General features: G+C 69.4%; 25 protein-coding genes and 1 tRNA gene. 13 read left to right on the forward strand and 13 right to left on the reverse strand.

The genetic code is table 11. From position 1 onward, the window contains the following. Window positions 1-38: 38 nt before the first annotated feature. On the forward strand, window positions 39-1,958 hold the full coding sequence (locus QM708_RS06035) for a M3 family metallopeptidase (protein ID WP_415105435.1): 1,920 nt from the start codon (window positions 39-41) through the stop codon (window positions 1,956-1,958). A 4-nt stretch (window positions 1,959-1,962) separates the two neighbouring features. Here the strand turns inward: QM708_RS06035 and QM708_RS06040 are convergent, their stop codons facing one another. Beyond that, entirely contained in the window at window positions 1,963-2,814 is an 852-nt protein-coding gene (locus tag QM708_RS06040; protein ID WP_415105438.1) for a hypothetical protein, read from the reverse strand. 341 nt (window positions 2,815-3,155) lie between these two features. Here QM708_RS06040 and QM708_RS06045 point away from each other — a divergent pair, with 341 nt between their 5' ends. Beyond that, window positions 3,156-3,896 carry an AAA family ATPase gene (locus tag QM708_RS06045; protein WP_415105440.1) on the forward strand — a complete coding sequence of 247 codons (741 nt, stop codon included), beginning with the start codon at window positions 3,156-3,158 and terminating at the stop codon, window positions 3,894-3,896. Window positions 3,897-3,935: 39 nt separating this feature from the next. Here the strand turns inward: QM708_RS06045 and QM708_RS06050 are convergent, their stop codons facing one another. From QM708_RS06050 to QM708_RS06070, 5 genes are all read right to left on the reverse strand, one after another. Further along, the gene (locus QM708_RS06050) at window positions 3,936-4,361 is read right to left on the reverse strand and encodes a heat shock protein transcriptional repressor HspR (RefSeq protein ID WP_415111304.1); all 426 of its coding nucleotides are present in this window, start codon (window positions 4,359-4,361) and stop codon (window positions 3,936-3,938) included. 5 nt (window positions 4,362-4,366) lie between these two features. Next, complete coding sequence (gene dnaJ, locus QM708_RS06055; protein WP_415105443.1) at window positions 4,367-5,527, reverse strand: molecular chaperone DnaJ; 1,161 nt, start codon at window positions 5,525-5,527, stop codon at window positions 4,367-4,369. A gap of 31 nt (window positions 5,528-5,558) precedes the next feature. Then, window positions 5,559-6,149: a nucleotide exchange factor GrpE gene (locus QM708_RS06060; protein ID WP_415105446.1), complete on the reverse strand. Its 591-nt coding sequence runs from the start codon at window positions 6,147-6,149 to the stop codon at window positions 5,559-5,561. A 79-nt stretch (window positions 6,150-6,228) separates the two neighbouring features. Continuing rightward, complete coding sequence (gene dnaK / locus QM708_RS06065) at window positions 6,229-8,097, reverse strand: molecular chaperone DnaK (RefSeq protein WP_415105449.1); 1,869 nt, start codon at window positions 8,095-8,097, stop codon at window positions 6,229-6,231. 1,121 nt (window positions 8,098-9,218) lie between these two features. Further along, the gene (locus QM708_RS06070) at window positions 9,219-9,626 is read right to left on the reverse strand and encodes a VOC family protein (RefSeq protein ID WP_415105451.1); all 408 of its coding nucleotides are present in this window, start codon (window positions 9,624-9,626) and stop codon (window positions 9,219-9,221) included. A 115-nt stretch (window positions 9,627-9,741) separates the two neighbouring features. Here QM708_RS06070 and QM708_RS06075 point away from each other — a divergent pair, with 115 nt between their 5' ends. Continuing rightward, window positions 9,742-10,287 (forward strand): YbaK/EbsC family protein, encoded by a 546-nt coding sequence (locus QM708_RS06075; RefSeq protein WP_415105454.1) that lies wholly within the window; start codon window positions 9,742-9,744, stop codon window positions 10,285-10,287. Between the two features lie 30 nt (window positions 10,288-10,317). On the opposite strand, the gene QM708_RS06080 is transcribed toward QM708_RS06075, so the two are convergent. Continuing rightward, window positions 10,318-11,331, reverse strand: a complete 1,014-nt coding sequence (locus QM708_RS06080) for an ABC transporter substrate-binding protein (RefSeq protein ID WP_415111307.1) — start codon at window positions 11,329-11,331, stop codon at window positions 10,318-10,320. 5 nt (window positions 11,332-11,336) lie between these two features. After that, complete coding sequence (locus QM708_RS06085; protein WP_415105457.1) at window positions 11,337-11,726, reverse strand: hypothetical protein; 390 nt, start codon at window positions 11,724-11,726, stop codon at window positions 11,337-11,339. A 56-nt stretch (window positions 11,727-11,782) separates the two neighbouring features. Here QM708_RS06085 and msrA point away from each other — a divergent pair, with 56 nt between their 5' ends. Further along, window positions 11,783-12,421, forward strand: a complete 639-nt coding sequence (msrA, locus tag QM708_RS06090; RefSeq protein ID WP_415105460.1) for a peptide-methionine (S)-S-oxide reductase MsrA — start codon at window positions 11,783-11,785, stop codon at window positions 12,419-12,421. 15 nt (window positions 12,422-12,436) lie between these two features. Here msrA and QM708_RS06095 read toward each other — a convergent pair whose 3' ends face one another. Continuing rightward, complete coding sequence (locus QM708_RS06095) at window positions 12,437-13,018, reverse strand: hypothetical protein (protein WP_415105463.1); 582 nt, start codon at window positions 13,016-13,018, stop codon at window positions 12,437-12,439. Window positions 13,019-13,192: 174 nt separating this feature from the next. Here QM708_RS06095 and QM708_RS06100 point away from each other — a divergent pair, with 174 nt between their 5' ends. The 6 genes from QM708_RS06100 (at window position 13,193) to lhgO (ending at window position 19,348) form a co-directional block, all read left to right on the forward strand. Further along, window positions 13,193-14,380, forward strand: coding sequence for a DUF1015 family protein (locus QM708_RS06100; RefSeq protein ID WP_415105466.1), 1,188 nt, complete (start codon window positions 13,193-13,195; stop codon window positions 14,378-14,380). Between the two features lie 106 nt (window positions 14,381-14,486). After that, window positions 14,487-15,344, forward strand: a complete 858-nt coding sequence (locus QM708_RS06105) for a D-hexose-6-phosphate mutarotase (protein ID WP_415105469.1) — start codon at window positions 14,487-14,489, stop codon at window positions 15,342-15,344. Between the two features lie 102 nt (window positions 15,345-15,446). Beyond that, complete coding sequence (locus QM708_RS06110; RefSeq protein WP_415105472.1) at window positions 15,447-16,955, forward strand: acetyl-CoA hydrolase/transferase family protein; 1,509 nt, start codon at window positions 15,447-15,449, stop codon at window positions 16,953-16,955. Window positions 16,956-17,043: 88 nt separating this feature from the next. After that, entirely contained in the window at window positions 17,044-17,613 is a 570-nt protein-coding gene (locus tag QM708_RS06115) for a hypothetical protein (protein WP_415105475.1), read from the forward strand. Continuing rightward, the gene (locus tag QM708_RS06120) at window positions 17,610-18,155 is read left to right on the forward strand and encodes a type II toxin-antitoxin system PemK/MazF family toxin (RefSeq protein WP_415105478.1); all 546 of its coding nucleotides are present in this window, start codon (window positions 17,610-17,612) and stop codon (window positions 18,153-18,155) included. The genes QM708_RS06115 and QM708_RS06120 overlap by 4 nt, the downstream gene beginning before the upstream one ends. Next, entirely contained in the window at window positions 18,155-19,348 is a 1,194-nt protein-coding gene (lhgO, locus tag QM708_RS06125) for an L-2-hydroxyglutarate oxidase (RefSeq protein ID WP_415105481.1), read from the forward strand. Before QM708_RS06120 ends, lhgO begins: the two co-directional genes overlap by 1 nt. Window positions 19,349-19,483: 135 nt before the next feature. On the opposite strand, the gene QM708_RS06130 is transcribed toward lhgO, so the two are convergent. Both QM708_RS06130 and QM708_RS06135 read right to left on the reverse strand, forming a co-directional pair. Beyond that, on the reverse strand, window positions 19,484-19,795 hold the full coding sequence (locus QM708_RS06130; RefSeq protein WP_415105484.1) for a DUF2853 family protein: 312 nt from the start codon (window positions 19,793-19,795) through the stop codon (window positions 19,484-19,486). Between the two features lie 157 nt (window positions 19,796-19,952). Beyond that, window positions 19,953-20,026, reverse strand: a tRNA-Gly gene (locus QM708_RS06135). 159 nt (window positions 20,027-20,185) lie between these two features. On the opposite strand from QM708_RS06135, the gene QM708_RS06140 reads away from it, so the two are divergent. Genes QM708_RS06140 through QM708_RS06150 form a run of 3 tightly spaced genes read left to right on the forward strand, consistent with a single transcriptional unit; the run spans window position 20,186 to window position 23,228 of the window. Beyond that, window positions 20,186-20,806: a DUF1707 SHOCT-like domain-containing protein gene (locus tag QM708_RS06140; protein WP_415105487.1), complete on the forward strand. Its 621-nt coding sequence runs from the start codon at window positions 20,186-20,188 to the stop codon at window positions 20,804-20,806. Further along, a complete protein-coding gene (locus QM708_RS06145) occupies window positions 20,803-21,459 on the forward strand; it encodes a PH domain-containing protein (protein ID WP_415105490.1) in 657 nt (218 codons plus the stop codon). The genes QM708_RS06140 and QM708_RS06145 overlap by 4 nt, the downstream gene beginning before the upstream one ends. After that, the gene (locus QM708_RS06150) at window positions 21,456-23,228 is read left to right on the forward strand and encodes a PH domain-containing protein (RefSeq protein ID WP_415105493.1); all 1,773 of its coding nucleotides are present in this window, start codon (window positions 21,456-21,458) and stop codon (window positions 23,226-23,228) included. The genes QM708_RS06145 and QM708_RS06150 overlap by 4 nt, the downstream gene beginning before the upstream one ends. 391 nt (window positions 23,229-23,619) lie before the next feature. Here the strand turns inward: QM708_RS06150 and QM708_RS06155 are convergent, their stop codons facing one another. Next, entirely contained in the window at window positions 23,620-23,862 is a 243-nt protein-coding gene (locus QM708_RS06155) for a hypothetical protein (RefSeq protein WP_415105496.1), read from the reverse strand. Between the two features lie 516 nt (window positions 23,863-24,378). Further along, the gene (gene argS, locus QM708_RS06160; protein WP_415105498.1) at window positions 24,379-26,013 is read right to left on the reverse strand and encodes an arginine--tRNA ligase; all 1,635 of its coding nucleotides are present in this window, start codon (window positions 26,011-26,013) and stop codon (window positions 24,379-24,381) included. Window positions 26,014-26,082 lie beyond the last annotated feature (69 nt).

Consider the following 26,082-nt stretch of genomic DNA (forward strand, 5'->3'; position numbering starts at 1 on the left):
CCCTGACCGCTCGTCGCCGCCGTGGGTAGGGTGGGCGCGTGACAGACCTCACCCCCCTCACCCTGCCCGCCGCCGACGCCTACCACCCCTGGATCACCCGCTCCAGCGACGAGGCCCTGGACGCCGCCCGCGCCGGGGCCGCCGCGCTCAAGGCCGCGCCGCCGGCGTCCGCCCTCGACGCGCTGACCGCGTGGAATGAGGTGTCGGTCGCGCTGAGCAATACCGCCGCGCGCGCGTCCTTGTTCAGCGAGGTGCACCCGGACGCCGAGGTGCGCGCCGCCGCCGAGCAGGCCGCCCTGGCCGCACGGCAGCTGTCCAGTGAGTTGGGTCTCGACACCGAGCTGTACGCCGTCTTCGCCGGGCTGGACGCCGAGGGCTTGGACGCCGACGCGGCCCGGCTGCTGAAGCACACGCTGCGGTCGTTCCGGCGCTCGGGTGTGGCCGCCGGCGAACAGGTGCGGGCCCGGATCAAGGAGATCGACGACCGGCTCACCGTGCTCGGCCAGACCTTCGCGCGCACCATCCGCGAGGGCACCCGCTCGATCACCGTCACCCCCGGCCAGCTCGCCGGGATGCCGCAGGACTGGATCGACGCCCACCCGGCCGCCGACGACGGCCTGGTCACGATCACCACCGACTACCCGGACTCGATCCCGTTCCGCACCTTCGCGCACGACGCGGACGCCCGCCGGGCGCTGCACGAGGCGTCCTTGACCATCGGCTACCCCGACAACGTGCCGGTGCTGCACGAGTTGTTCGCCCTGCGCGCCGAGTACGCCGCGTTGCTCGGCTACGCCAACTGGGCCGATTTCGACGCCGAGGTGAAGATGATCGGCTCCGGCGAGGCGATCGCCGCCTTCATCGACAAGATCGCCGACGCCGCCGAGGGCCCCGCTCGCCGCGATGTGGCCGTCCTGCTGGACCGGTTGCGCGCCGACCGCCCGGACGCCGCCCGCGTGGAGGCGTCCGATGTGGCCTACTACGCCGAGGTGCACCGCCGCGAGCGGCTCGACGTGGACGCCCAGCGGGTGCGCACCTACTTCGACGCCGCCCGGGTGCGCGCCGGACTGCTGGAGGTGACCGGACGCCTGTTCGGCCTGGCCTACACGCCGGTGCAGGTGCCGGTGTGGCACCCCAGCGTGGTCGCCTTCGACGTCGCCCGCCGCGACGACGGCGCGCCGCTGGGCCGGATCTACCTCGACCTGCACCCCCGCGAGGGCAAGTTCAAGCACGCCGCCCAGTTCACGCTGAGCAACGGGGTCGCCGGGCAGCAGCTGCCCGAAGGCGTCCTGGTCTGCAACTTCCCGACCGGGCTGATGGAGCACAGCGATGTGGTCACCCTGTTCCACGAGTTCGGGCACCTGGTGCATCACCTGGTCGGCGGCGCCCAGCAGTGGGTCGACTTCTCCGGCGTGGCGACCGAATGGGACTTCGTGGAGGCGCCGAGCCAGATGCTCGAGGAATGGGCCTGGGACGCCGGCGTGCTGCGCACCTTCGCGCGCGACGCGGCCGGTGAGCCGATTCCCGCCGACCTGGTGGACCGGATGCGCAGCGCCGACGACTTCGGCAAGGGCTACATCGCCCGCACCCAGATGTTCTACGCGGCGCTGTCCTACTACCTGCACCTGGAGAACCCGGAGGATCTTCCCGGCCGCACCGCCGAGTTGCAGGCGCGCTATTCGATGTTCGACTACCTGCCCGGCACCTGCATGCCGGCCAGCTTCGGCCACCTGACCGGCTACAGCTCGGGCTACTACACCTACATGTGGAGCCTGGTGATCGCCAAGGACCTGTTCAGCGCGTTCGACCCCGATGATCTGTTCGATGTGGACGTCGCGACCCGGTACCGCGACCGGATTCTCGCCCAGGGTGGGCGCAAGGACGCCGCGGATCTGGTCGAGGACTTCCTGGGGCGTCCGTACAGCTTCGACGCCTACGCGGCCTGGCTGGCGTCGTAGCGGACTACTCGCTCTCCCAGGTGTGGGCGACGATCGCGTCGACGCTGATCCCCGAGACCAGGCAGCGGTCCTTGCGGTTGCGGGTGAGCGACTGGGTCCAGGTGACGAAGCCGCCGTCGCCGAGTTCGACACTCTGGCCGTCCTCGTCGAGGACGAACCGGAACGCGGCGGTCGCGTAGGGGTTGCGCCACGGCGTCCGCTCGGAACTGGTGCCGCGGGCGTCACCGTCGATGACGATGATGCCGTCGCAGGTGCCGCGCTCGGCGACCAGCGCGGCGAGCGTCGCATCCCACACCGACAGCTCGATCCGGCCGCCGGGCACGATGGCGCCGATCGCCTCGCGCCAGAAGTCGAGGTGCAGGTCGAGGAGTTCGGCCTCGGTGCTCAGCCCGCCGCCGTCCGGTGCGCTGGAGACCAGGGAGAACCGCAGCTCGTGCGAGGACTCCTCGGTGGAATCCCAGGCGTGGGTGCAGCGGGCGTGCGTGGCGAGATGGACGCGGGAATGACCGTTGCGCCGGCGCCGGGACGCCTCCAGCGCGAGCCCGTGCACCGGGTCGGCGAGCACCTCGGTGAGCCGCATGGTGCTGATCACCCGGTTCTGGCCGCGCCCGCCCAGGTGGACGCCGGAGCCGAGCGAGGTGAGCTGAGACAACGTCACCCCGACGAACTCCTTGGGCGTCAGCTCCCACAGCTTGCCGGTGATCGGCAACGCCTCGCGCGGATCGAGCAAGGACGGAGCCAGCAGGCGGTCCTCACGCCAGCGCTTGATCATGTCGGCCGGGGTCTGGTCGAGGGCGCGCGAACGCGCGACATCGGCGAGGATGGCGCGGAGTTCGAGCGGGGCGAGTGACTTCAACAGGGCGTCACGAGCGAGCGACCCGATACGTCGCCATACCTTCGCTGACGCCGCCGTTCCACTCATATGGTCCCCTTCTCGACGCGGGCTCGCCGAATACCGCGAGCCTGTCCCCCAGGGCAGATTCAACCACACCGATCGGAGTTTCCCCACCGGGTGAGCGGGCAGATGGACCAATCGTGACGTGACCGTCGCCTTTGCGGTATTGCACCGGTGCTCGCCTCGGCTGGCGTCGCCCGATTTGCCCGCCCCGGCAAATCGTCGGTGCCGCATCCTAAGGTCGTCGATGACGAGGATGAACCGAAGACAGGCCGAAGAGCGGAAGACACGAGGGGGCAACCATGGCGAAGCCGACCATCGCCGGCGTCGGGCGTCCAGTGCGCCGGGTCGAGGCGCGCACCGGCGCGCAGTGGCACCGCAAGGCGTGGCCCTACCGGATTCCGGCGGTATCGGCGCTGCTGGCCGACGGGCTCGACCTGGGCCAGGCGACGGTGCTGGTGGGCGAGAACGGGTCGGGCAAGTCGACCATCCTGGAGGCGATCGCCGAGGTGTACGGGCTCAATCCCGAGGGCGGCTCCACGGGCGCCCGATTCTCGACGGCACGCACCGAATCGCCCTTGGCCGAATGCCTGCAACTGGTACGCGGGGCGGGCGGCAGCCGGGGTGGGTATTTTCTGCGCGCCGAGACGATGCACGGGTTGTTCACCTATCTGGCTTCCTCGGGTCCTTCGTTCCATCATCTGAGTCACGGGGAATCGTTCCGGGCCGTGCTCGAGGACAAGACGCGTGACGGACGCGGCCGCATCCGCCCCGGTCTGTATCTGCTGGACGAGCCCGAATCGGCGCTGTCGTTCACCTCGAGCCTGCACGCGCTCGCGATTCTCGTCGACCTGCTGGCCGACCCGGGGGTTCAGATCGTGATGGCCACGCACTCCCCCGTGTTGTCGTCCCTGCCGGGCGCGACCATCGTGCAACTGGACGGCGACGGCCTCAGCCGGTGCCCGTGGGAGGACCTGGATCTGGTGGTCAACGAGCGCTATTTCCTCGCCGATCCCGGCCGATTCCTGCGCCACCTACGCTGACCGGCACACCGCGCCGGGCTGGGTCTCCGGGTCCGGACGTCAACGCCCCGAGGTGAGCGCCCGCGGCGAGCGGGCGCGGACAGTGCGGCCCAGATGGACCGTGCCATAGCCCGCGGTAAAGGTGCGCGCGCCCTCGCGTGGCTCCTCGGAGCGGGAGGCCACGATCTCGATCAGCCGGGCGATCTGGGCCTGAGCGTCGTCGAGTTCGGCCTCCAGCGCCAGGATGCGCCGGATGCCTTCCAGATTGATGCCCTCGTCTTGGGACAGCGTCTGGATGTGCCGCAGCCGGGCGACGTCGCGCAGCGAGTACCGGCGTCCGCGGCCCTTGGAGCGGGAAGGCACCACCAAGCCGAGGCGGTCGTAGCCGCGCAAGGTCTGGGGGTGCATATCGGCCAGCCGGGCGGCGACCGTCACCGTGAACAGGGGTGCGTCCACGTCCATCCGGGCGGGCAGGAACTCCGACATGTCGCTCACCCGCGGAACAGCGCGGCCCGCGGATCGGTGGCGCCCACGGCGTCCGCGTAGGCGCGCAGCGCCTGGGTGGCGTCGCTGGACAGCGTGGCCGGCACCTGCACCTCGACGGTGACCAGCAGGTCGCCGTGCTCGCCGTTGGACTTGCGCACCCCCTTGCCCCGGACGCGGAAGGTGCGCCCGTTCGGGGTGCCCGGCGGCACGCGCAACCGCACCCGCGGCCCGTTCAGGGTGGGCACCTCGATCTCGGCGCCGAGCGCGGCCTCGGTGAAGGTGACCGGCACCGTCAGGGTCAGGTTGTCGCCCTTGCGCCCGAACAGCCGGTGCGGGCGCACGTTGACCAGCACGTACAGGTCGCCGGGCGCGCCGCCGCTCTCACCGGCACCGCCCTTGCCCTTGATCCGGATCCGCTGGCCGTCGGTGACGCCGGCCGGGATCCGCACCTGCATGGTGTTGGTGGAACGGGCGCGGCCCGAGCCGAGGCAGTCGGGGCAGGGATCGTCGACGACCAGGCCGCGGCCACGGCAGTCGGGGCACGGTTCGGCGATCGAGAAGCCCGACGACGAGCGGGCCTCCTTCATGCCCGAGCCCTGGCAGGACGTGCACACCTTCGGGACGGTGCCCGCCTTTGCGCCGGTGCCACGGCAGGACGCGCAGGCGGCGTCCGACACGGTCTGCATGGAGACCGTGGTGCCCTCGACCGCCTGGGTGAAGTCGATGCTGACCTCGCCCTCGATGTCGGTGCCGCGGCGCGGCTGCCGGGTGGTGCGCCGGCTGGTGGTGTTGCCGAACAGGTTGCTGAACAGGTCGGAGATGTTCTGGTCGCCCGCGGTCGCATTGCGGAACACGTCCTCCATCGACGGCCCGGACGCCCCACCGAACCCGCCCGGACGCCCGCCGCCACCCGGGAAGCGGAAGCCCGCACCGAACAGCGAACGCTGCTCGTCGTACTCCTTGCGCTTCTTCGGGTCCGAGAGCACCGAATTGGCCTCGGAGACCTCCTTGAAGCGGCGCTCGGCCGCCTCGTTGCCCGGGTTCTGGTCGGGATGGTTCTCGCGCGCCAGCTTGCGGAACGCCTTCTTGATCTCTTCGGGTTTGGCGTCCTTGGAGACGCCCAGGACCTTGTAGTAGTCCTTCTCAAGCCAGTCCTTGGTGCTCATCGGCGCCTCCTCTCCTGGTTCGTGGGACGGCTCAGTTCGGGTCGGCGACGCCGACGCGGGCCGGGCGGACGATGCGCTCGCCCAGCTTGATGCCCTTCTGCATCACCGCCGCGACGACCTGCTCGGTGTGGTCGCCCTCCATCGGCATCGCCATCAGCGCCTCGTGGACCGTCGGGTCGAACACCTCGCCGACCTCGCCGTAGGCGACCAGGCCGTACTTGCCGGTCACCTTCTCCAAAGCGTCGACGACCAGCTTGAAGCCGCCGTCGAGCCCCTCGTGCTGCTTGGCCATCTCGATGGCGTCCAGCACCGGCAGCAGGTCGTTGACGACCTGCTCGACACCGCGCTGACGAGCCACGTCGCGGTCACGGTCAACACGACGCTTGTAGTTGACGTACTCGGCGTGCAGGCGCTGCAGGTCGGCGGTGCGCTCGTCCAGCTGGGCGCGCAGATCACCATCGGCGGACGCCGGCGGCGCGGCCTGGCCGGCGGCCGGTTCGACGGGGGCGCCCTCTTCGGTCAGCGACGACAGGTCGTCGGGCACCTCGAAGGTGGTTTCCTCGGCATCGCCGGCGGACTGGTCGGGGGCGTCGAAGTTCTCACCCGTGGGGTTCTCGGTCACAGTGCTGCTGCTCCTCGTTCGAGTGCGGCGCCGGCTGGGTAGGCGTCCTGGCATCGGAGCCTACCCAGCCGGCCGCGCGTCACTTCTTGTCGTTGTCCTCGTCGACGATCTCGGCGTCCACCACGTCGTCATCACCGGCCGCACCGGCATCGCCGGAGCCCTCGCTGGTGTAGGCCTGGTCGTCGCCGGCGCTGGCCTGCGAGGCCTGGGCGGCGGCGTACATCGCCTGGCCCATCGCGGACGCCTTCTCGTTCAGGTCGTTCATCGCGGCCTTCACGTCGTCGTCGTTGTCGGTGCCCTTCAGGGCCTCCTTCAGCTTGTCGAGGGACTCCTGGACCGGGGCCTTCACGTCGTCACCGATCGACTCCTCATTGTCCTTGAGCAGCTTCTCGGTGCGGAACGCGAGGGCGTCCGCCTCGTTGCGCATCTCGACGGACTCGCGGCGCTTGCGGTCCTCCTCGGCGTGCGCCTCGGCGTCCTTCATCATCCGGTCGATGTCGTCCTTGCCGAGCGCCGAGCCGCCGGTCACCGTCATGGACTGCTCCTTGCCGGTGGCCAGGTCCTTCGCGTTGACGTGCACGATGCCGTTGGCGTCGATGTCGAAGGAGACCTCGACCTGCGGGACGCCACGGGGGGCGGGCATCAGGCCGGTCAGCTCGAAGTTGCCCAGCGACTTGTTGTCGCGGGCGAAGTCACGCTCGCCCTGGTAGACCTGGATCATCACCGACGGCTGGTTGTCCTCGGCGGTGGTGAACACCTCCGACCGCTTGGTCGGGATGGTGGTGTTGCGCTCGATGATCTTGGTCATCACGCCACCCTTGGTCTCGATGCCGAGGCTCAGCGGGGTGACGTCGAGCAGCAGCACGTCCTTGACCTCGCCCTTCAGGACGCCGGCCTGCAGGCTCGCGCCCAGGGCCACGACCTCATCGGGGTTGACGCCCTTATGCGGCTCCTTGCCGCCGGTCAGCTCCTTGACCAGGTCGACGACGGCCGGCATGCGGGTCGAGCCGCCGACCAGGATGACGTGGTCGATCTTGCCGACGGTGGTCTTGGCGTCCTTGATCACGTTGTTGAACGGGGCGCGGCAGCGGTCGAGCAGATCCTGGGTAAGGCGCTGGAACTCCGCACGGGTCAGCTTCTCGTCCAGGTGCAGCGGGCCCTCGGCGCCGGCGGTGATGTAGGGCAGGTTGATCTGGGTCTCCTGCGCGCTGGACAGCTCGATCTTGGCGCGCTCGGCGGCCTCCTGGAGGCGCTGGCGGGCCATCTTGTCCTTGCTCAGGTCGATGCCGTTGTTGTTCTTGAACTGGGTGACCAGCCAGTCGACGACGCGCTGATCCCAGTCGTCGCCGCCCAGGCGGTTGTCGCCCTTGGTGGCCTTCACCTCGAACACGCCGTCGGCGATGTCGAGCAGCGACACGTCGAAGGTGCCACCACCCAGGTCGAACACGAGCACGGTCTGCTCGATGTCACCCTTGTCGAGGCCGTAGGCCAGCGCGGCCGCGGTCGGCTCGTTGATGATGCGGTCAACGGTCAGGCCCGCGATCTCGCCGGCCTCCTTGGTGGCCTGGCGCTCGGCGTCGGAGAAGTAGGCCGGGACGGTGATGACCGCATTGGTGACCGGCTCGCCCAGGTAGGCCTCGGCGTCGCGCTTCAGCTTCTGCAGCACACGGGCGCTGATCTCTTGCGGGGTGTACTTCTTGCCGTCGATGTCGACGGTCCAGTTCGTGCCCATGTGGCGCTTGACCGAACGGATGGTGCGGTCGATGTTGGTGACCGCCTGGCGCTTGGCGACCTCGCCGACCAGGACCTCGCCACCCTTGGCGAAGGCCACGACCGACGGCGTCGTGCGGGCGCCCTCGGCATTGGGGATGACGGTGGGCTCGCCGCCCTCAAGAACGGCGACGACAGAGTTGGTGGTGCCGAGGTCGATACCGACTGCACGGGCCATGGTGGGTTACCTCCATTGATCGGGTGGTTCGCGTTGAGCCTAGCAGACTCAATCGACAAGTTGAGTTCACCCGACTCAACTACGGGAACACCGAGGGTATTCCCCGGGGTGCGCCCCGGTCCGCGTCCGCGTCCGCGTCCCGATCACCTCGCCCACATCGCGTCCCGATCACCTCGCCCGAGTTCACGATCGCCTACGCCGCGCCGCCCGGCCCCGGCACGTTCGCCCGGGTTACGCACACACGCCCGGCGTAGTCCCATTCGCCCGGGGAGGAACCCGGGCGAATGCACGGGAGCCAGGCGGCAAAGGACGCGTCCTCCAAGGCACCCGCGTGGCTGGCCCACGGGCACCGTCCTCACGACGCCCCAGCCGGTGGTGACCCCCGACCCTGGTCACGACCAAGTCCGCGGCTATCACCAACCCAATGGCCCCGACGGGGCCATCAAACCCCAGGCCAACACGGGCCGAAGCCTGCGATCGTGCCTGCTGTGGTGGCGACGGAGCGTACGCTCCGCGCTCAAACGCGAGAAGTTGTCGTCGCGCATAGGTTGCAGCATGCGCGTGGAGCGAATAAGCAGGGCGCGACGACGGAGCCTACGCTCCGTCGTCGTCGCGCTCACCCCGGGTGAGATGGAGGCGTCCCTTGATGCCCGGAGGCCCAGTGCGGGATTTTGGTTTGCGTTCGGACCAAGAGCCTGCACTGGGCGTGATGGGGGCCGAAGAAGCGGTGGCATCCGGATGCGGGGTGACGCTGTCGCCTGGCCGCGGCTTTGTCGCCCGGTTTCCGCGCTGTCGCCCTGTTTCCTGCCCGGGCGACTGAGCCGGAGCCGGGCGGTGTGACGGGCGTCCGTGCATAACCCGGGCGTCGGTGCGGACCCCGGGCGGGACGCCACCCCCTACTGGCGATCGGACTTGCTTGCGGCAAGAGGAAGCGCACCCATGTGGATCACCACTGCGGATGACGGCGTCCGCTGGTGATCGGAGGCGCCTGCGACAAGGGTAAAGAGCACCCCTTGAAACCGAAGTGAGAAGTATCGAGCGTGGGTACCGACCCGATACTCCTCACATCCCCGCGAGCAAACGAAAACCGGCACAACCCGAGGGCGCCGAACCGACGGGGATCAGCTCGCGGCAGGGGTGATGTTGAGATGCCAGGCGATGCCGAAACGGTCGATGAGCTGGCCGTACTCGTCGCCCCAGGGGGCGACCTCCAGCGGGACGACGGTCTGGCCGCCCTCGCCGAGCGCCGCCCAGATCGCGCGCAGCGGCTCGGGCTCGTCGCCGGACAGGCTGATCTGGATGTTGTTGCCGTGGACGTACTCCGGGCCCATGCCGGGCATGTCGTCGCTGGCGAAGAGATGGAAGCCGGACTCGGTGTCCACCGAGGCGTGCATCACGCCGTCCATGTCCATGCCGGACTCGCGGAACGTGGTCAGGGTGAGCGTGCCGCCCAGGGCGTCCGCGTAGAACCTCATCGCGTCGGCGCAGGTGCCCGGGAAGGTGAGGTAGGGATTGAGGATCTGGGACATGGGGTGACTTCCTTTCGGTCATGGCCCGCGTGTCACGGACGTCAGCATCGTGACAGCCGCGTCCGACATTTCGACAGGACCAGGCCTCACCCCGCCCGGGCGCCACACTGGGGCCATGAGCAATCCCGTGTTCGGACATCTGGACGCCGTCCCCGCACTCACCCGGCCCGACCTGCTGGCCGCACCGGTCGCGGCAGCCATCGAGGCGATCGGCCTGGACGCGCTGGTGGCGGCCATCGATCCCGAGCACGCCGACACCGAGACGCTGTGCGCGACCTACGGCGTCCCGATGGACGCCAGCGCGAACGCCGTCGTGGTGCGCGGCACCCGCGCGGGCGTCGAGAAGCACGCCGTCTGCATGACCCTGGCCACCCATCGCGTTGACGTGAACGGCCTGGTCCGGCGCCGGTTGGACGCGCGCAAGGCGTCGTTTGCGCCGATGGACTACGCCGTCGAGGCGACCGGCATGGAGTACGGCGGGATCAATCCGGTGGGCGCGCCCGCGGACTGGCCGGTGTGGGTCGACGGCGCGGTCGCCGACACCACCTGGCTGTGCATCGGCTCGGGAATCCGCGGCTCGAAGCTGTTCCTCACCGCGGCGTCCCTGCTCAGCCTGCCGAACGCCGAACGCGTGGACGGCCTCGCCCGCCCGGCGGCCTGAACCGCCCGCGGACGAACCGCCCGGGCCAGCTCAGTCGATCGTATGGTCGGCCCGCTTGAGGACCATCTCAGGAATCGTGATCCCCATCCGCTGCGCGGCGGCCGGGTTCACCGACAGCTTCATATCCTTGACCCGCTCAACCGGGACGCTCGCCGGGGTGCGGCCCGACTTCAGCATGTCCGCGGCCATCCGGCCGGTCTGGACGCCTTGGGCGCGGTAGTCCACGGCGTAGGCCGCGGCGGCACCGCGCGGGACCGAGTCCGGGTCGGACACGATCAGCGGGATCTTGGCGGTCTCGGCGACCTGCACCACCGACTCGATCGCCGACACGATGGTGTTGTCGGTGCCGACGAAGAAGACATCCACGTCACGAAGCGACTCGGCGGCCTGGGCGACCTCGGACGAGTTCGCCACCGTCGCCTCCTTCACCTCGAAGCCGAGCGTGGGCGCCACCTGGTTGACCAGCTCGGCATGGATGTGGCTGTTGGTCTCGGCCGAGCTGTAGAGCAGCCCGATCGTCTTCGCGTCGGGGGCGATGTCGCGGATCAGCGCCAACTGGTCGGCCACCGGCGGGTAGTCGGACGTGCCGGTGACGTTGCCGCCGGGCGCCTCCAGCGATTCGACGAGCTTGGCGCCGACCGGATCGGTCACGCCGGCGAAGAAGATCGGCTTGTCGGTGATGCTCTGCGCCATCGTCTGGGCGGTCGGGGTGGCGATGGCCACCACCAGGTCCTTGGCCTCGAACGACGCGGCAATCGAGGTGAGGGTGCTCATGTCGCCGGCCGCATTGCGGCTCTCGTAGCGCACCTGGATGCCGTCGGCGTAGCCCGCCTGGGCCATGCCCTCCTTGAAGCCCTCGCGCAGCGAGTTCAGCGAGGGATGGTCGACGATCTGCGCGATCCCGATCTCCAGCACCTTCTCGGCGGGCGCGGCGGCACTCGGGGACGTCCCGCCCACGGTCGGGGCCCCGGCACAGCCGGACAGGACGACGCCCGCGGCGGCGAACAGGGCGATCGCGCCGCGGCGTCCGATGGTCTTCTTCATCCGGCTCACCGGTCCCTCTCCTTGGATTTCTTGTCGGCGCCCGCCAGGACGACGGCGAACGCAGGCGCGCGCCGGGCGCGCGCGACGAAGACGTCGGCCAGCGACGACCACACCGCGGCATGCTCGTCGGCGAAGGCGGCGCCGCGCGCCCACACCACGACGGTCTGCGGCTCGAGGCGTCCGAGTGCGGCATCGAGGGCGCCCGTGTTCAGGACGGGATCGGCCGCGCCGAGCGCGCGCCCCAACTCCAGCAGCACCTCACGGCGGGCGTGGGCGCCGAGTTCGTCGGGCAGCCGCAGCACCTTCGGCGTCCAGCCGGCCAGCCGCCAGTCGCCCGACACGGACGCGGCGTCGGCTGAGGTCGTGTAGAAGCCCGGAGCGAAGGCGGCAGTCATGGGGGTCAGCCTAACGGTGCGGACGCCCCGGAACCGACGCCGTCTACCCTGGAGCGATGAACAATCCCTGGGCCCGCTACACCCCGCGCATGGTCGACCCGCGCGTCGCGCTCCCCGGGCGCGATCAGCCGATCCTGCCCGCCGGCGTCCGTCACGAGATCTTCGGCTGCGACATCCTGGCCACCCCCGCGGGATCCGAGGTGGTGCATCTCGCGCTCGGCTGCTTCTGGGGCGCCGAGAAGCTTTATTGGACGACGCCCGGCGTCACCAACACCGCGGTCGGCTACCAGGGCGGCTTCACGCCGAACCCGACCTACGCCGAGGTCTGCTCGGGCCGCACCGGCCATGCCGAGGCCGTCCGGGTCTGCTTCGATCCCGCCCAGGTGAGCCTGGAGCAGCTGCTCGCGGTGTTCTTCGAGAACCACGACCCCACCCAGGGCATGCGCCAGGGCAACGACATCGGCACGCAGTACCGGTCGGCGATCTTCGCCTCACCCGGCCAGGCGGACGCCGCGGCGTCCGTGCTCGCCCGCTCCACCGCGGCCTTCGCCGAGGCAGGGTTCGGCCCGGTGACCACCGAACTGATCACCGGGCCGATGCCGTTCTATCCGGCCGAGGCCGAACACCAGCAGTACCTGGTCAAGAACCCGCACGGTTACTGCCCGGTGCACGCCACCGGAGTCACCTGCGGCTGAACTCGCGCGGGAACCTCAGCGCTGCTCGCCGTCCTCGGGCGCTCCGGACGCCTCGGGTGCCGTCTCCGGGGCGGCCTCGGCGGCATCTTCCACCGGCTCGTCCACGACCGGCTCCTCGGGCGCGACCGCGTCCGCCGCCTCGGCGTCCGCACCCGCGTCGTCGTTCAGGTCGAACACACCGACGGGCTCCGGCTTCTCCGGCTTGGCGTCACGCGCCGCGGCCACCTGGTTCTGCAGATCGGCGACGGCATGCCGGCCGCGCTCGGCCATCTCGTGGTAGGCCTTGGTCGCCTCGTCGAGGAAACCCTTGAACTGGTCGGGCATCGAATCCACCATCTTGCGGAAGTTCGGGTCGACCCCCTCGGGCGTCTTCTCCGCGATCTGCGCACGCTGGATCTCGTACAGCTCGCGGGCCTTGGCCGCGATCATGTCGGCGACACCGGCGGCCGCGTACACGGTCTCGGCAGCGAATTTGAGCGCCGCCTCGCCCAGCTTCTCGGGGGTGAACTTCTCACCGGCGGTCAGGTGCTCGTCCGCCTCCGGGGCCACGACGGCGTCCTCGTCGGGACGGGGCGTCTCGTTGTTCTGCTCGGACATCTCACTCCTCCTGCTCGGATGCGTTCCAGTCTGGTGCGTGCTCCCCGAAGCGACAACCGTTCACAGACGACTCGTGACCCTGAACCGTCCCCCATCCCCGATCGGGGTGGGCTCTCGTTCAGCCGCGCGGCGGGCGCTGCCGTCCTCGCGCACGGGTGCCTTAGGCTTGCCCTCATGCCTTCCTTCGAGCCCTTCCGCGCCCATCGCTACGCCCCGGGGACCGACCTGGACGCCGTAATCGCGCCTCCCTATGACGTGCTGAGCGACGCTGACGTGGACGCACTGGCCGCACGCGACCCGCGCAATATCGTGCACGTGGACGTCCCGCGCGGCGGCGAGGACCGCTACGAGCAGGCGTCCGCCACCTTGAACGCCTGGCTGGCCGAGGGGGCACTGGTGACCGACGACCAGCCCAGCTTCACCGTGTACCGGATGTCGTTCACCGACGCCACGGGGGCTGCCCGCGAGATCGTCGGCGTGCTCGGCGGGCTCGAGGTGGTCGACGAGGGCGCGGGCGGCGTGCTGCCGCACGAGCGCACCACGCCGAAGGCGAAGACCGACCGTCTCGACCTGACCCGCGCGACCGCGGTGAACCTCTCGCCGGTGTGGGGCCTGTCGCTGGCCCGCGGTCTGACCGACGCCCTGCGCGCCCCCGGTGAGCCGGTCGGATCGCTCGTCGTCGACGGTGTGACGCACGCCGTCGAGCGGATCACCGATCCGGAGCGGATCGCCGAGATCCGTGCCATCGTCGGCTCCGACGACGTCCTGATCGCCGACGGCCACCACCGCTACGCCATCTCGCGCACCTACCGCGACCAGGTGCGCGCGGCGTCCGGCAGCAACCAGACCGACGCCGAGCTGACCCTCACCTTCGTCAACGAGCTCGTCGAGGAGCAGCTGTCCATCGAGGCGATCCATCGGATCTACACCAACACCACCGCCGAGCAGCTGGCCAGTGAGCTGGCCTCGACCTTCGAGTTGACGCCGGCCGCCGATCCCACGCCGGCGACGCTGGCCGAGATGACCGCCACCGGACGCCTCATCCTGCTCACCCCCGGCGGCGCGCACTGGCTGACGCCGCGCGCGGGCGCCTTCGACGGCGTCCGGGCCCTCGACGGGGCCTGGCTGGAGCACACGCTGGCCGCCAGCAGCGCCGAGGTGAACTACCAGCACGGCCTCGACGAGGTGTCCGCGCTGGTGCGCTCGGGTGCCGTCGCCGCCGCGGTGCTGATCCGCCCGACCTCGATCGAGGAGATCGAGCGCACCGCCCGCGAAGGCCTGCTGATGCCGCCCAAGTCGACCTTCTTCACCCCGAAGTTGCGCACCGGACTGGTGCTGCGCCCGACCGCCGCGCTCGGCTGATCCGCGACCGCGAAGACCGGCCCCCGAAAGGTTTTCCCTACGGGGGTGCACGGCCCTCTGCGGAGGGCTAGGGTCAAGGTTCAAGGACAACGAGGAGGTCTTTCCAATGGCGTATGAGATCACCACGAACCCGCTTCGAGGCGTCGAGGCCAAGCCGGGTTCCGGGCATTACGGCGTGTTCGAACACGGCGCGCAAGTATGGTCCTGGCAACCTGACGGCGCGGCCCCGGTGCTGTGGCTGAGCGAGAAATCGTGGTTCGCCGATGGTCAGCCCGTCCGCGGCGGCGTCCCGGTCTGCTTCCCGTGGTTCGGCCCGGGCAGCAGCGGCGACCTGCAGCCGTCGCACGGCTTCGCGCGCCTGCACACCTGGCATCTGTCCGACACCAAGGACACCCTCGATCGTGACGGCCGTCTGATCGTCGAATACAGCCTCGATGAGGCGATGACCGGCCAGCAGGACAACTGGCCGCACCCGTATCGCGCCTACGTGCGGGCCAAGTTCACCCCCGAGTACGTCCGGGTGGAGCTCGAGGTGACCAATGTCGGCGACGAGCCGATCACCTTCGACGGCGCGCTGCACACCTACGTGGCCGTCAGCGATGTCCAGAACGTGACCATCACCGGGCTGGAGGGCTCCAGCTACCTCGACAAGCTCACCGGGCAGACCGAGACCCAGGACGGCCCGCTCACCCTCACCGGCGAGACCGACCGCGTCTACTCCAGCACCGCCGATGTCGTCGTCGACGATCCGGGCCTGGGCCGCAAGCTGGTGATCAGCAAGTCGGGTTCGGCGAACACCATCGTGTGGAACCCGTGGGCCGAGAAGGCCGCCGAGGTGGCCGACATCGGTGACGACGAGTGGTCGAAGTTCGTCTGCATCGAGGCTGGCAACGTCCTCGGCGACGCGATCACGCTGTTGCCCGGGCAGGTGCACTGCCTCAAGCAGCGCATCACGCTCGCCTGACCCACGTTCAAGGGCCGCCCGCGGCGTCCGGACTCACGGATGCGCACACGCGGGCGGTCTTTGGCTACTGTGTGCCCACCGAGCATTTCAGGGAGGAAATGGATGTCACGCATTGCTAGCGACAAGTACCGCTCCAAGGTGATGTCGGCCGAGGAGGCCGCCAAGTTCATCAACAACGGTGATCGTGTCGGGTTCTCCGGCTTCACCGGTGCCGGCTACCCCAAGGCTCTTCCCGATGCCCTGGCCGCCCGCATCAAGGAGGCGCACGACCGGGGCGAGGAGTTCAAGATCGCCTCCTACACCGGCGCCTCGACCGCACCGGAGCACGATGGCGCCCTCGCCGCCGTCGACGGCATCTCGATGCGCATGCCGTACCAGTCGGATCCGATCATGCGGAACAAGATCAACGCCGGCGTCTCGGAGTACAACGACGTTCACCTGTCCCATTCAGGGCCGCAGGTGCGCGCCGGCTTCTGGGGCGAACTGGACGTCGCCGTCATCGAGGTGACCGCGATCACCGAGGAGGGCACGGCGATCCCGTCGTCCTCGGTCGGCAACAACAACGTGTACCTGGAGAAGGCCCAGCGGATCATCCTCGAGGTGAACGCGTGGCAGTCCCTCGATCTGGAGGGCATGCACGACATCTACTCCATGGGCCTGCCGGGCTCCAACAAGGCCATCCCGATCAACTCGCCCGGTGAGCGGATCGGCTCGCGCTACTACGACATCGACTGGGATCGCGTCGTCGCCGTCATCGAAACCGACGCCGAAGACCGCAACACCCCGTTCAAGCCGCTGGACCAAGACTCCAAGACGATCGCCGAGGAGTTGCTGGACTTCCTGGCCAACGAGGTCAAGCAGGGCCGGATGCCCAAGGATCTGCTGCCGATGCAGTCCGGTGTGGGCAACATCGCCAACGCGGTGCTCGTCGGCCTCAACAACGGCCCGTTCGAACGGCTCACCTCCTACACCGAGGTGATCCAGGACGGCATGGTCGACATGATCGACTCCGGCAAGCTGCTGGTCGCGTCCGCCACCGCGTTCTCGCTGTCGCCCGAGGCGGCCACCCGGATGAACGACAACGCCAAGCACTACGGACGGCACATCGTGCTGCGCCCGCAGGAGATCTCGAACAACCCGGAGGTCATCCGCCGGCTCGGCGTGGTGTCCTGCAACGGCATGATCGAGGCGGACATCTACGGCAACGTGAACTCGACCCACATCATGGGCTCGCGGATGCAGAACGGCATCGGCGGCTCGGGCGACTTCACCCGCAACGCCTACATCTCCTGCTTCGTGTCGCCGTCGTTGGCCAAGAACGGTGACATCTCGGCGATCGTGCCGATGGTCAGCCACCACGACCACACCGAGCACGACGTGCAGGTGATCATCACCGAGCAGGGCCTGGCCGATCTGCGCGGCCTGTCGCCGAAGCAGCGGGCGAAGAAGATCATCGCCAACTGTGCGCATCCGGACTACCGTCCGCTGCTCGAGGAATACCTCGAGCAGGCGAACGCGAAGGCGAACGGCGCGCACACGCCGCACGACCTCGCCGAAGCGCACGGCTTCCACCGCCGCTTCCTGGAGTCCGGCTCCATGAAGAAGGCCTGACCTACCCGGTCGTTTGACGGCCGGCGCGGCTGCCCATCGCGGCACCGCGCCGGCCGTCGGCGTTCCCGGACCCAGTAATCTGGCGCGCATGAGCGATCAGACGGCTGCCGAGGCACCCGCGATCGCGACCCTGCGTGCGCCCACCGACGCGAGCATCGACCCAAAAACCGGCGAGCCGCGGCGTCCGATCGCGGTCTGGGCCGCGTCGGTCCTGCTGCACCTGGGCGTCGCGCTGGTGATGGCCGGGCTGCTGTGGGCCTTCTGGCTGAGCATCGACACCTTCGAACAGGCCGCCTGGCTGCATGGCGTGGTGCCGACCGAACCCGGCGCCCTGCTGCGAGTGCTGATGGTCACCGCGCTGTTCACCATCGCGATGCTGATCGCGGTGGCGAGCGTGATCGCGGCTCACTATGCCTGGCACGGCTACGGCTGGACGCGGCGGGCCGGCCTGATCGCGGTCGCCGTGTCGCTGTTGGCGCTGATGATCAACCCCCTCGCCACGTGGGGAATCCTGCCGATCGCCACCGGAGCGGGACTGCTGTGGCTGCCGTCGGTGCGCGGCTTCTTCCAACGCTGGCATGCCCGCCGGCACCCCGAACCACCGCCGGTCACCGAGGCGTCCGGCGTGTTCTACGGCCCACTACCGAGGTATCGATGAAAACACCCTCGCTCACGGGGCTGGTGCGCTCCGTCCTGCGCACCCTGCTCTCGCCCACCCCGGCGCCGGTCAACCGCCGCGCCCCCGGCCCGGCCCGGCCTCAGCGGACGGAGCCCCGCCGCTCGGCCACCTACCCGGGTGATTACCAGGGCATGCCGCGGACCAGCTACGGCCCGCGACGCGACGCCGCCGCCGATCCGGGCGAGATCGTGTGGACGTGGGTGCCGTACGAGGAGGACCACGCCCAAGGCAAGGACCGTCCGGTCCTGATCGTCGGCGTGGATGGGCGCTGGCTGCTCGGCCTGCAACTCACCAGCGTTGATCACGACCGGGACGCCGCCCAGGAAGCCCGGGCCGGCCGCTACTGGGTTGACATCGGCACCGGCGACTGGGACCAGAAACGGCGGCCCAGCGAAGTGCGCGTCAACCGGGTCATCCGGGTCGATCCGGACGCGGTGCGCCGGGTCTCGGTTCACATTCCGCAGGCGGCCTTCGACCGTGTGGTCGCCGGCATGCGTACTCATCTCACAGGGGGAAAGTAATGGAAGACGTTGTCATCATCGGTGCAGGAATCGTCGGGCTCGCCACGGCGAAGGCGATCCTCGACCAACGACCCGGCAGCCGGGTCACCGTCTTGGAGAAGGCCGACGATGTGGCCAGCGGCCAGACGTCGCACAACTCGGGCGTGATCCACGCGGGCCTGTACTACGCGCCCGGATCGCTCAAGGCGCGCCTGTGCCGCGCGGGTGAGGCCGCCACCAAGCGCTACTGCGACGAGCACGGCATCTCCTACCAGGTGGTCGGCAAGCTGGTGGTGGCGACCAACCCCGTCGAGGTCGAGCGCATGCACGCGCTGGAAGGGCGCGCCGCCAGCAATGGCATCGAACTCCGCCGGGTGGACGGCTCCGAGCTGCGCGAGATGGAGCCGAACGTCGAAGGCACCGAGGCGCTGCTGTCACCGGCCACCGGCATCGTCGACTACCGCGAGGTGTGCCGGGCGCTGGCGTCCGACGTGAAGGCCGCCGGCGGTCAGGTGATCACCCGGGCCCAGGTGCGGTCCATCGACGAGCGCTCCGGCGCGGTCCATGTCGAAGCCGACTGCGGCACGATCACCGCCCGCACCCTCGTCGCGTGCGCCGGCCTGCAGGCCGACCGAGTGGCGCGGATGGGTGGGCTCGAGGTGGACTTCCGCATCGTCCCGTTCCGTGGCGAGTACTACCAGCTGCCCGCCGACCGGCGCGGCATCGTGGAGCGCCTCATCTACCCGGTGCCGGACCCGGCGCTGCCGTTCCTGGGCGTCCACCTCACCCCGATGATCGACGGACGCGTCACCGTCGGGCCGAACGCGGTGCTGGGCCTGGCCCGCGAGGGCTACCCGAAGGGCTCGATCAACCTGCGCGACGTCGCGAGCCTGGCCACCTTCTCGGGCCTGTGGAAGTTCGCGCCCGGCTACGTGGGCACCGGCCTGACCGAGATGCGCAACTCGCTGTCGAAGCGCGGCTACCTCGAGCTCGTCCGCAAGTACTGCCCGTCACTGACGGTGGCCGACCTGCTGCCCTACCCGGCCGGCATCCGCGCCCAGGCGATCGGCCGCGACGGCACCTCGATCGAGGACTTCCTGCTGCGCGACTCCCGCCGCCAGCTGCATGTCTGCAACGCACCCTCGCCCGCCGCGACCTCGGCGCTGCCGATCGGTGAGACCCTTGCCGAGCAGGTGCTCGGCAAGCTCGACTGAATCAGATCGCCGCCCGGCGCAAAGACCTTGCCTCCTTGCGGAAGGTCCCATCTATTCGGCAGCGTGCCTCACGCCTCTGACAAAACGTGGGCATCGGAATGTCAGCCCCGATGCCCACGCACGTGTCGCTGTCTTCTACTTGAAGACGCTCAGCTTCCCGAAGTGATCGGCGAGCAGGTAGTAGACGGTCAGGCGGCTCTTGCGGCTGGCGCCCTTCATCTTCGCTCCGACCGCGGCGATGCCGGCGTCCAGATCGTCGGAAGCGGTCAATCCGAGCTTCTTGATCAGGAAGTTCTTCTTGACCGTCTCCAACTCCTCAGGATCGCTGAACGCGACCACCGCCGAGTCGGTCTTGCTCAGCACCAGACGATAGGTCTTCGCCATCGCCTCCACCGCGCTCTCGTCGACGGTGTCGGTGTACTTCTTGATGTCGGCCACGTAATCCATGGGGCTCCCTTCCTCCAACGCGGCCGCCCAGCAACTCCGCTGGGCGCGTCCACGACCTGCTCCCATCCCCATCATGGCCCTCACCGGGGCGCGGGCACAGCAGGCACGGGTTTTATCTCATGGAATGTTCGCTGAAGGACCAAGGATCGGCCCGGTCTGGAGCGGGCGACGGGAATCGAACCCGCGTGTCCAGCTTGGGAAGCTGGCGCTCTACCATTGAGCTACGCCCGCGATGCCGCTCGCGCGACCTGCGTCAGTCTAGCCAACAACCGCGAGCCCGCGCATGTTGAGCCTCGCCTGCCATCAGTGGCTCAGGGGGTCCCCGGGTCGCTCCCCGTTCTACGGTCGGTACGCTCGCGGGCTCGCGCGCGGAAGGTTAGCGTTGAGGTCATGAACGCTCCCGTCCCCGATACACCCCGCTTCCCCGGCCATATGCGCGCCGGCGACAGCGACCGCGCGATCGTGTCCGACCTGCTGTCGGCGGCCTACGCGGAGGGACGCCTCACCCGCGACGAGCACGATGTCCGCCTCGCGCAGGCGTTGGAGGCCAAGACGTTCGACGACCTGCGTTCCCTCACCGCCGACCTGGTGCCCGGCACCAACCAGGGCCGCGCCGTGGGGGCGTTCAGCGCGGCGGCCGGACCGGCCGTCGACCGGTCGAACAGCAGCCAGGACGCCGAGACCACGTTCGCGATCTTCGGCGGCATGGAACGCTCGGGCACGTGGCGGGTGCGCCGCAACGTGTCGAACCTGACGCTCTTCGGCGGTTCGAAGTTCGACTTCCGCGACGCAACTTTCACCTCCGACGTCGTCGAACTCAATGTGTTCTGCGCGTTCGGCGGCGTCGAGATCCTGGTGCCCGAAGGGGTCAACGTCCGCAACGAGACCATCGCGCTGTTCGGTGGCACCGAGGTCAAGAAGATCAGCCCCGCCCCGGGTGCACCGACCATCGTGCTCAAGGGCGTGGTGATGTTCGGCGGCGTCGACGCGAAGTGCAAGCGGAGCCGATGAGCGAGCCGACCCCCTACCCCGACCCGGCGCCGCAGGCGCCGTCCCCACTCATCAGCACTGACCCCGCGCCGGCTTCCTTCGACGCGACCGAGCAACCGCCGAGCGCGGGGCGTCCGCCGTTCCTCCCCGACCCGAGTCTCGACGGCATGCCCGCGGGCATCGAGGAGCCGTTCGCGCCGCCATCGGACGCCTGGCGCCGGGTGTCGCCCAAGCTGACGACGGTCAAGCGCATTAACGCGTCCGCCTGGCTGCTGCCGCCGACCGTCGCCGGCTCGCTCGCGATCTGGTTCCTGCTCGACTCGGTCAAATGGGCCGCGTTCGGCGTCGCGGCGGCCGGCCTGATCTGGTGGCTGTGGCTGTGGCTGCGCGCGCCCCGTGTGGTCGCGGCCTACGGCTGGGCGCAGCGCGACAACGACCTGTGCGTCGTCTCCGGGCTGATGTTCAAGTCGCTGACCATCGTGCCGTTCGGCCGGATGCAGACCATCAAAGTCACCGCCGGGCCGCTATTGCGCGCCCGAGGCCTGGCCAACGTCGAGTTCGTCACCGCCAGCGCCTCCACCGATGCCAGCGTGCCGGGCATGCCCGCCGACGAGGCCAAGGAACTGCGCGACCTGATGATCGAGCTCAGCGACGCCGAGGGTTCGGGCCTGTGACCGAGCAGAAGAAGCCGGCGATCGAGGAGCGGATGCATCCGCTCAGCCCGCTGGTCAACCTGTGGATCGGCGTCGTCGCGATCGGATGGTTCGCCATCACTTCGCTCCCGCAGGGCGATCCGTGGTGGGAGGATCTCGGCTCCCCCGCCGAGCTGCTCCAGCAGGTGCCGCTGGCCCTGCTGATCCCGGTCGGCGCGCTGCTCATCGCACTGGGCGCCGGGTACTGGGGCTGGTGGACGACCAAGTTCATCATCGACGACCACGAAGTGCGCCGCGAGAACACCGGCGCCTTCCATGCCAGCCAGCGGATCGCGTTCAGCCGCATCCAGTCGGTCGACATCACCCAGCCCTTCGCGGCACGCATCCTCGGCTTGGCCCAGGTCAAGATCGATGTGGGCGTCGACGAAGGCATCACCCTGTCATTCCTCAGCCGCGCCCGGGCGACGGCCGTCCGCGACTACGTGATGGCGCGCGCCCACGGCCGGCACACCACCACCGCGGACTCCTCGCGCACCACGTCGGCCTGGGACGATTCCGGCGTTGGCGACCGGATCCTGATCCGCCTCACCCCGTCGGAGATCCTGCTCAGCACCCTGCTGTCGCTGCAGCTGGCCTCTCTGCTGATCGGCCTGGGCATCACCGCGCTGGGCACCCTCGTATTCGACTGGCCGATCGTCGCCATCGGCGGCGGCGTGATCGGCCTGGGCCTCGCGCTCGTCGGCTACCTGTCGAAGCAGCTGATCGGCCAGTTCAACTACACGCTGGCCGCCACCCCCGCCGGCCTGCGGATCACGCGGGGCCTGGCGACGTTGCGCTCGCAGACCATCCCGGTTCACCGCGTGCAGTCGCTGACCATCGAGCAGCCGCTGCTGTGGCGCTGGATCGGCCGCGCCCGGCTCAAGATCAGTATTCTCGGCATCGGCGACCTCACCTCCTCCGACGAGCCGTCGACCTCGACGGTGTACCTGCCGATCGGGACGCCGCAGCAGATCCAGATCGCGCTCGCGGCCTTGTGGCCTGGCCTGCATCTGGAACGGCTCACCTTCACCCGGACGCCGGAGCGCGCCCGCTGGCTGGACCCGCTGGCCTGGCGCTGGCAGGGATACGCGCACGATGATCAGGTGTTCGCCGCCCGCGCCGGATGGATCACCCGCACCCAGACCGTGGTGCCGCACCCCCGGGTGCTGTCGGTGAAGGTCAAACAGGGCCCGCTGGAACGCCGGCTCGGTCTGGCCGGGATGAGCGTCCTCACCGCCGCCTTCATCGACGAGCCCGGCATCGCGCATCTGGAAGCCGGCCACGCCCGGCGCCTGGCGGTCAGCCAGCTCGACCGGTCACGCGAAGGCCGCCGGCGCGAGCAGACCGGCCGTCCCGAGCTCCGGGATGCGCACGGTGACGTGTGGGCGCAAGGGTTCGCGTCCGTGCCCGCCCCGGGTGAGGTATGGACGCCGTCACTCGCCGCAGCCGCGCCGCCGCCACCGCCGGCGTGGTTCCCGCCGCCTCCTCCTTACCCGGCGGAGGGATACCCGGCTCCCGCTACGGCACCCACCGCGTCCTCACCCTATTGGGGCCATCTGGCAGAGGAATCCACGCCGGCCCCACCCCCCGCGACGTCCTCACCGGCTCCCGCATCGTCACCTGCTGCGCCTCCCGAGGGTTGGACGCCGCAAGGACAGCCTCCGCAGGGATCGGCTCCGCAAGGATGGGTTCCGCAGGGGTGGACTCCTCCGCCACCGCCGCCTCCCCAGGAGGAGACGCCGAGGTCCTGACAGAAGAACCTCGCGGCCCTGACCATGAGGACGGCGCGGCTCTCGCGAAGTGGCGGCTCTCGCGGACGACCTCCCCTCGGAGGCGGGCAGCCTCCCATCCGCGCAAGGCTGCTTCCTTTCCGCTGCGGGCGACCCAGTACTCGATGGCCCGCGTGTTGGTCACGCTCATCGTCTGGGGCGTTCACGTCCGTCGCAAGGATCGACCACTCGGCGGGGCCAGAGTGCCCTGCGGTTCACCTCGAGTGGCTGATTTTCGCGATCACGGCACTCCTGGCCTCGGGCAAGGCGCCCCTGCCCTCACTCGAGGAACTCCCTGCCTCCGTGCGTGAGTCGAATGTAGCGCTCGACGGCTTCTCCCCCGCTTCCGAGCGCGTCGAGCGCTACAGATGACTCAAACCGGGCGGGAGTCCACACGCAACAGGCCGGAGTCGCGATGCGCGGCGCCCGAACCGAACCAATCTGAGCGGAACTGAGCTGAACTGAGAAACTCCAACACCACGGCTCCAGTGGCGACGAGGTGCCGGTCGTGGTCGATGCCGTGCGCGGCGTTCGGGCCGAGCAACTCCCACCGCAACGCGGAACGCCCCCTCGCGCGCACGAGTTGCACGGTCGCGCACGACTTGTCCGCCTGCATGGCGTGTGGGTTCCTTCGCGCGCACGATATGAACCGTTGCGCACGATATTTCGTAGGCAACGGTTCATATCGTAGGTAACGCCGAGGACATGGAGTGCGCAGACCAGGGTCAAGTCCCTGGTGGCGGCGATACCCCAGGGGTGAGGGAGTGAACTCTGAAAGTGTCGGCGAAGAATCGGCGTCCGGTCACGTCATCATCGCGGGGAGGGCGTGTCTTTCTGAGTGGGCGGCCTTCGGGGGAGGCGCCGTCCGAGAGGGAAGCGCAGGGCTTCATGCCGGACGCGACGCACTGGGGGGACGTCGCGAGGCAGGACGACAGAGCGTGAGCGACAGACTTGGGGAGGATGTCCGCACCGCATGTCGATCAGCTACTGCGCCCCGATGGGGTGGTACTGGCCGGGCCCGGGAACGCATGACGTCCCGGGCCCACGGCCGTAGCACCACTCACCTCCGGTCGAAAGCTTCGATGCGCGCCCGGCGGCGTCCGGACTCGGCGCGTTCAGCGAGGAGCACCACTCACATCTGGTCGGGGGCCTCGATGCCGAGCAGGCCCAGGCCGGTTGCGAGCACCTTCTTCGTGGCGGCGCACAGCGCCAGTCGGGAGGCGCGCACCTCGCCCTCGCTCTTCAGCACCGGGCACTGCTCGTAGAACACGCTCATCGCGGTGGCCAGCTCGAACAGGTAGGTGCACAGCTTGTGCGGCTGCAGGTCGGACGCCACCAGCGCGACGATCTCGCCGAAGCGGGACAGCAGCAGCGCCAGGTTCTGCTCGGCCGGCTCGGCGAGCACGGTGACCTCGCCCCAGGTGATGCCTTCGGCCTCGGCGCGGCGCAGGATCTGGTTGGCGCGGGCGTGCGCGTACTGCAGGTAGGGGCCGGTGTCGCCGGTCGTGGCGGTCATCCGCTCGACGTCGAACACGTAGTCCTTCTGCAGTTGGTTGCTCAGGTCGGCGTACTTGATCGCGGCCAGCGCCACCGGGCGGGTGACGTGCTCCTCGGCGGCGTCCAGCAGGTCGATCAGGTAGGCAGCGGTGCCCTCACGGGTCGAGAACGGACGCCCGTCGCGTCCGAGCACCATGCCGTAGCCGACATGCTCGGTCGCGATCGCGTCGGTCACATAGCCGGCCTTGCGCGCGACGGCGAAGACCAGCTCGAAGTGGTGGTGCTGGCGGGCGTCGGTGACGTAGATCATCCGGTCCGCGCCCAGGGTCTGCGCACGGTACTTCAGGGCGGCGACGTCGGTGACGTCGTAGCCGTAGCCGCCGTGCCGGTTGCGCAGGATCGCGGGCGCGTCGAAGCCGTCGGCGAACACGACGAGGGCCTCGTCATCGATCACCGCGATGCCGCGGGATTCCAGGTCGGCGCAGATGCCCTCCAGCATGGCGTTGTAGAACGATTCCCCGGCGATGTCGTCGTCGGTGAGCAGGACGCCGAGACGGTGGTAGGCCTCGTTGAAGCCCACCTTGGAGACGTCGATGAGCCGCGACCAGATCGCGCGGGTGTCCTCGTCGCCGGACTGCAACGCGACCACGCGGGCGCGGGCCCGGTCGGCGAACGCCTCGTCGGCCTTGAGCCGCTCATTGGCCCGCTTGTAGAGCTCCTCGGCGCCGTTCAGGTCGAGACCGTCCAGGTCGAGGTTCTCATCGAGAATCTGCTCGATCAGCATGCCGAACTGGCGGCCCCAGTCGCCGACATGGTTCTGCGGGATCACCGTGTGCCCGGACGCCGTCAGCACCCGGTTGAAGCAGTCGCCGATGATCGTGGTGCGCAGGTGGCCCACGTGCATCTGCTTGGCGACGTTCGGCGAGCTGTAGTCGATGACGATCTTCTGCGCGCGTTCGGCCTGGTCGATGCCGGTGTGCGGGTCGGCGAGCAGTTCGGTGGCGGCGGCGGCCAGCACCTCGGGACGCAGCCGGAAATTGATGAAGCCGGGTCCGGCGATCTCGAGCGGCTCGCACAGGTCGGCCACCTCGATGCGCTCGACCAGGTCGGCGGCGATCTGGCGCGGTGGGCGTCCCTCGCTCTTGGCCAGGCGCAACGCCACGTTCGACTGGAAGTGACCGAACTGGGGCTTGGTGGCGGGCCGCATCTCCGGGTCGATCCCGGCGGCGGCCTCGACCCGCGACGTGAGCAGCGAGGCAAGGGAAAGCATGTCGCCGATTTTCCCACACCCCGGACGCCGCACCGCGTGCACGGCCTACGCCGGACGGCCCAGCGCGCC

Source organism: Propioniciclava sp. (assembly GCF_047602245.1).
In the GTDB taxonomy this organism is placed as follows: Bacteria; Actinomycetota; Actinomycetes; order Propionibacteriales; family Propionibacteriaceae; genus Propioniciclava.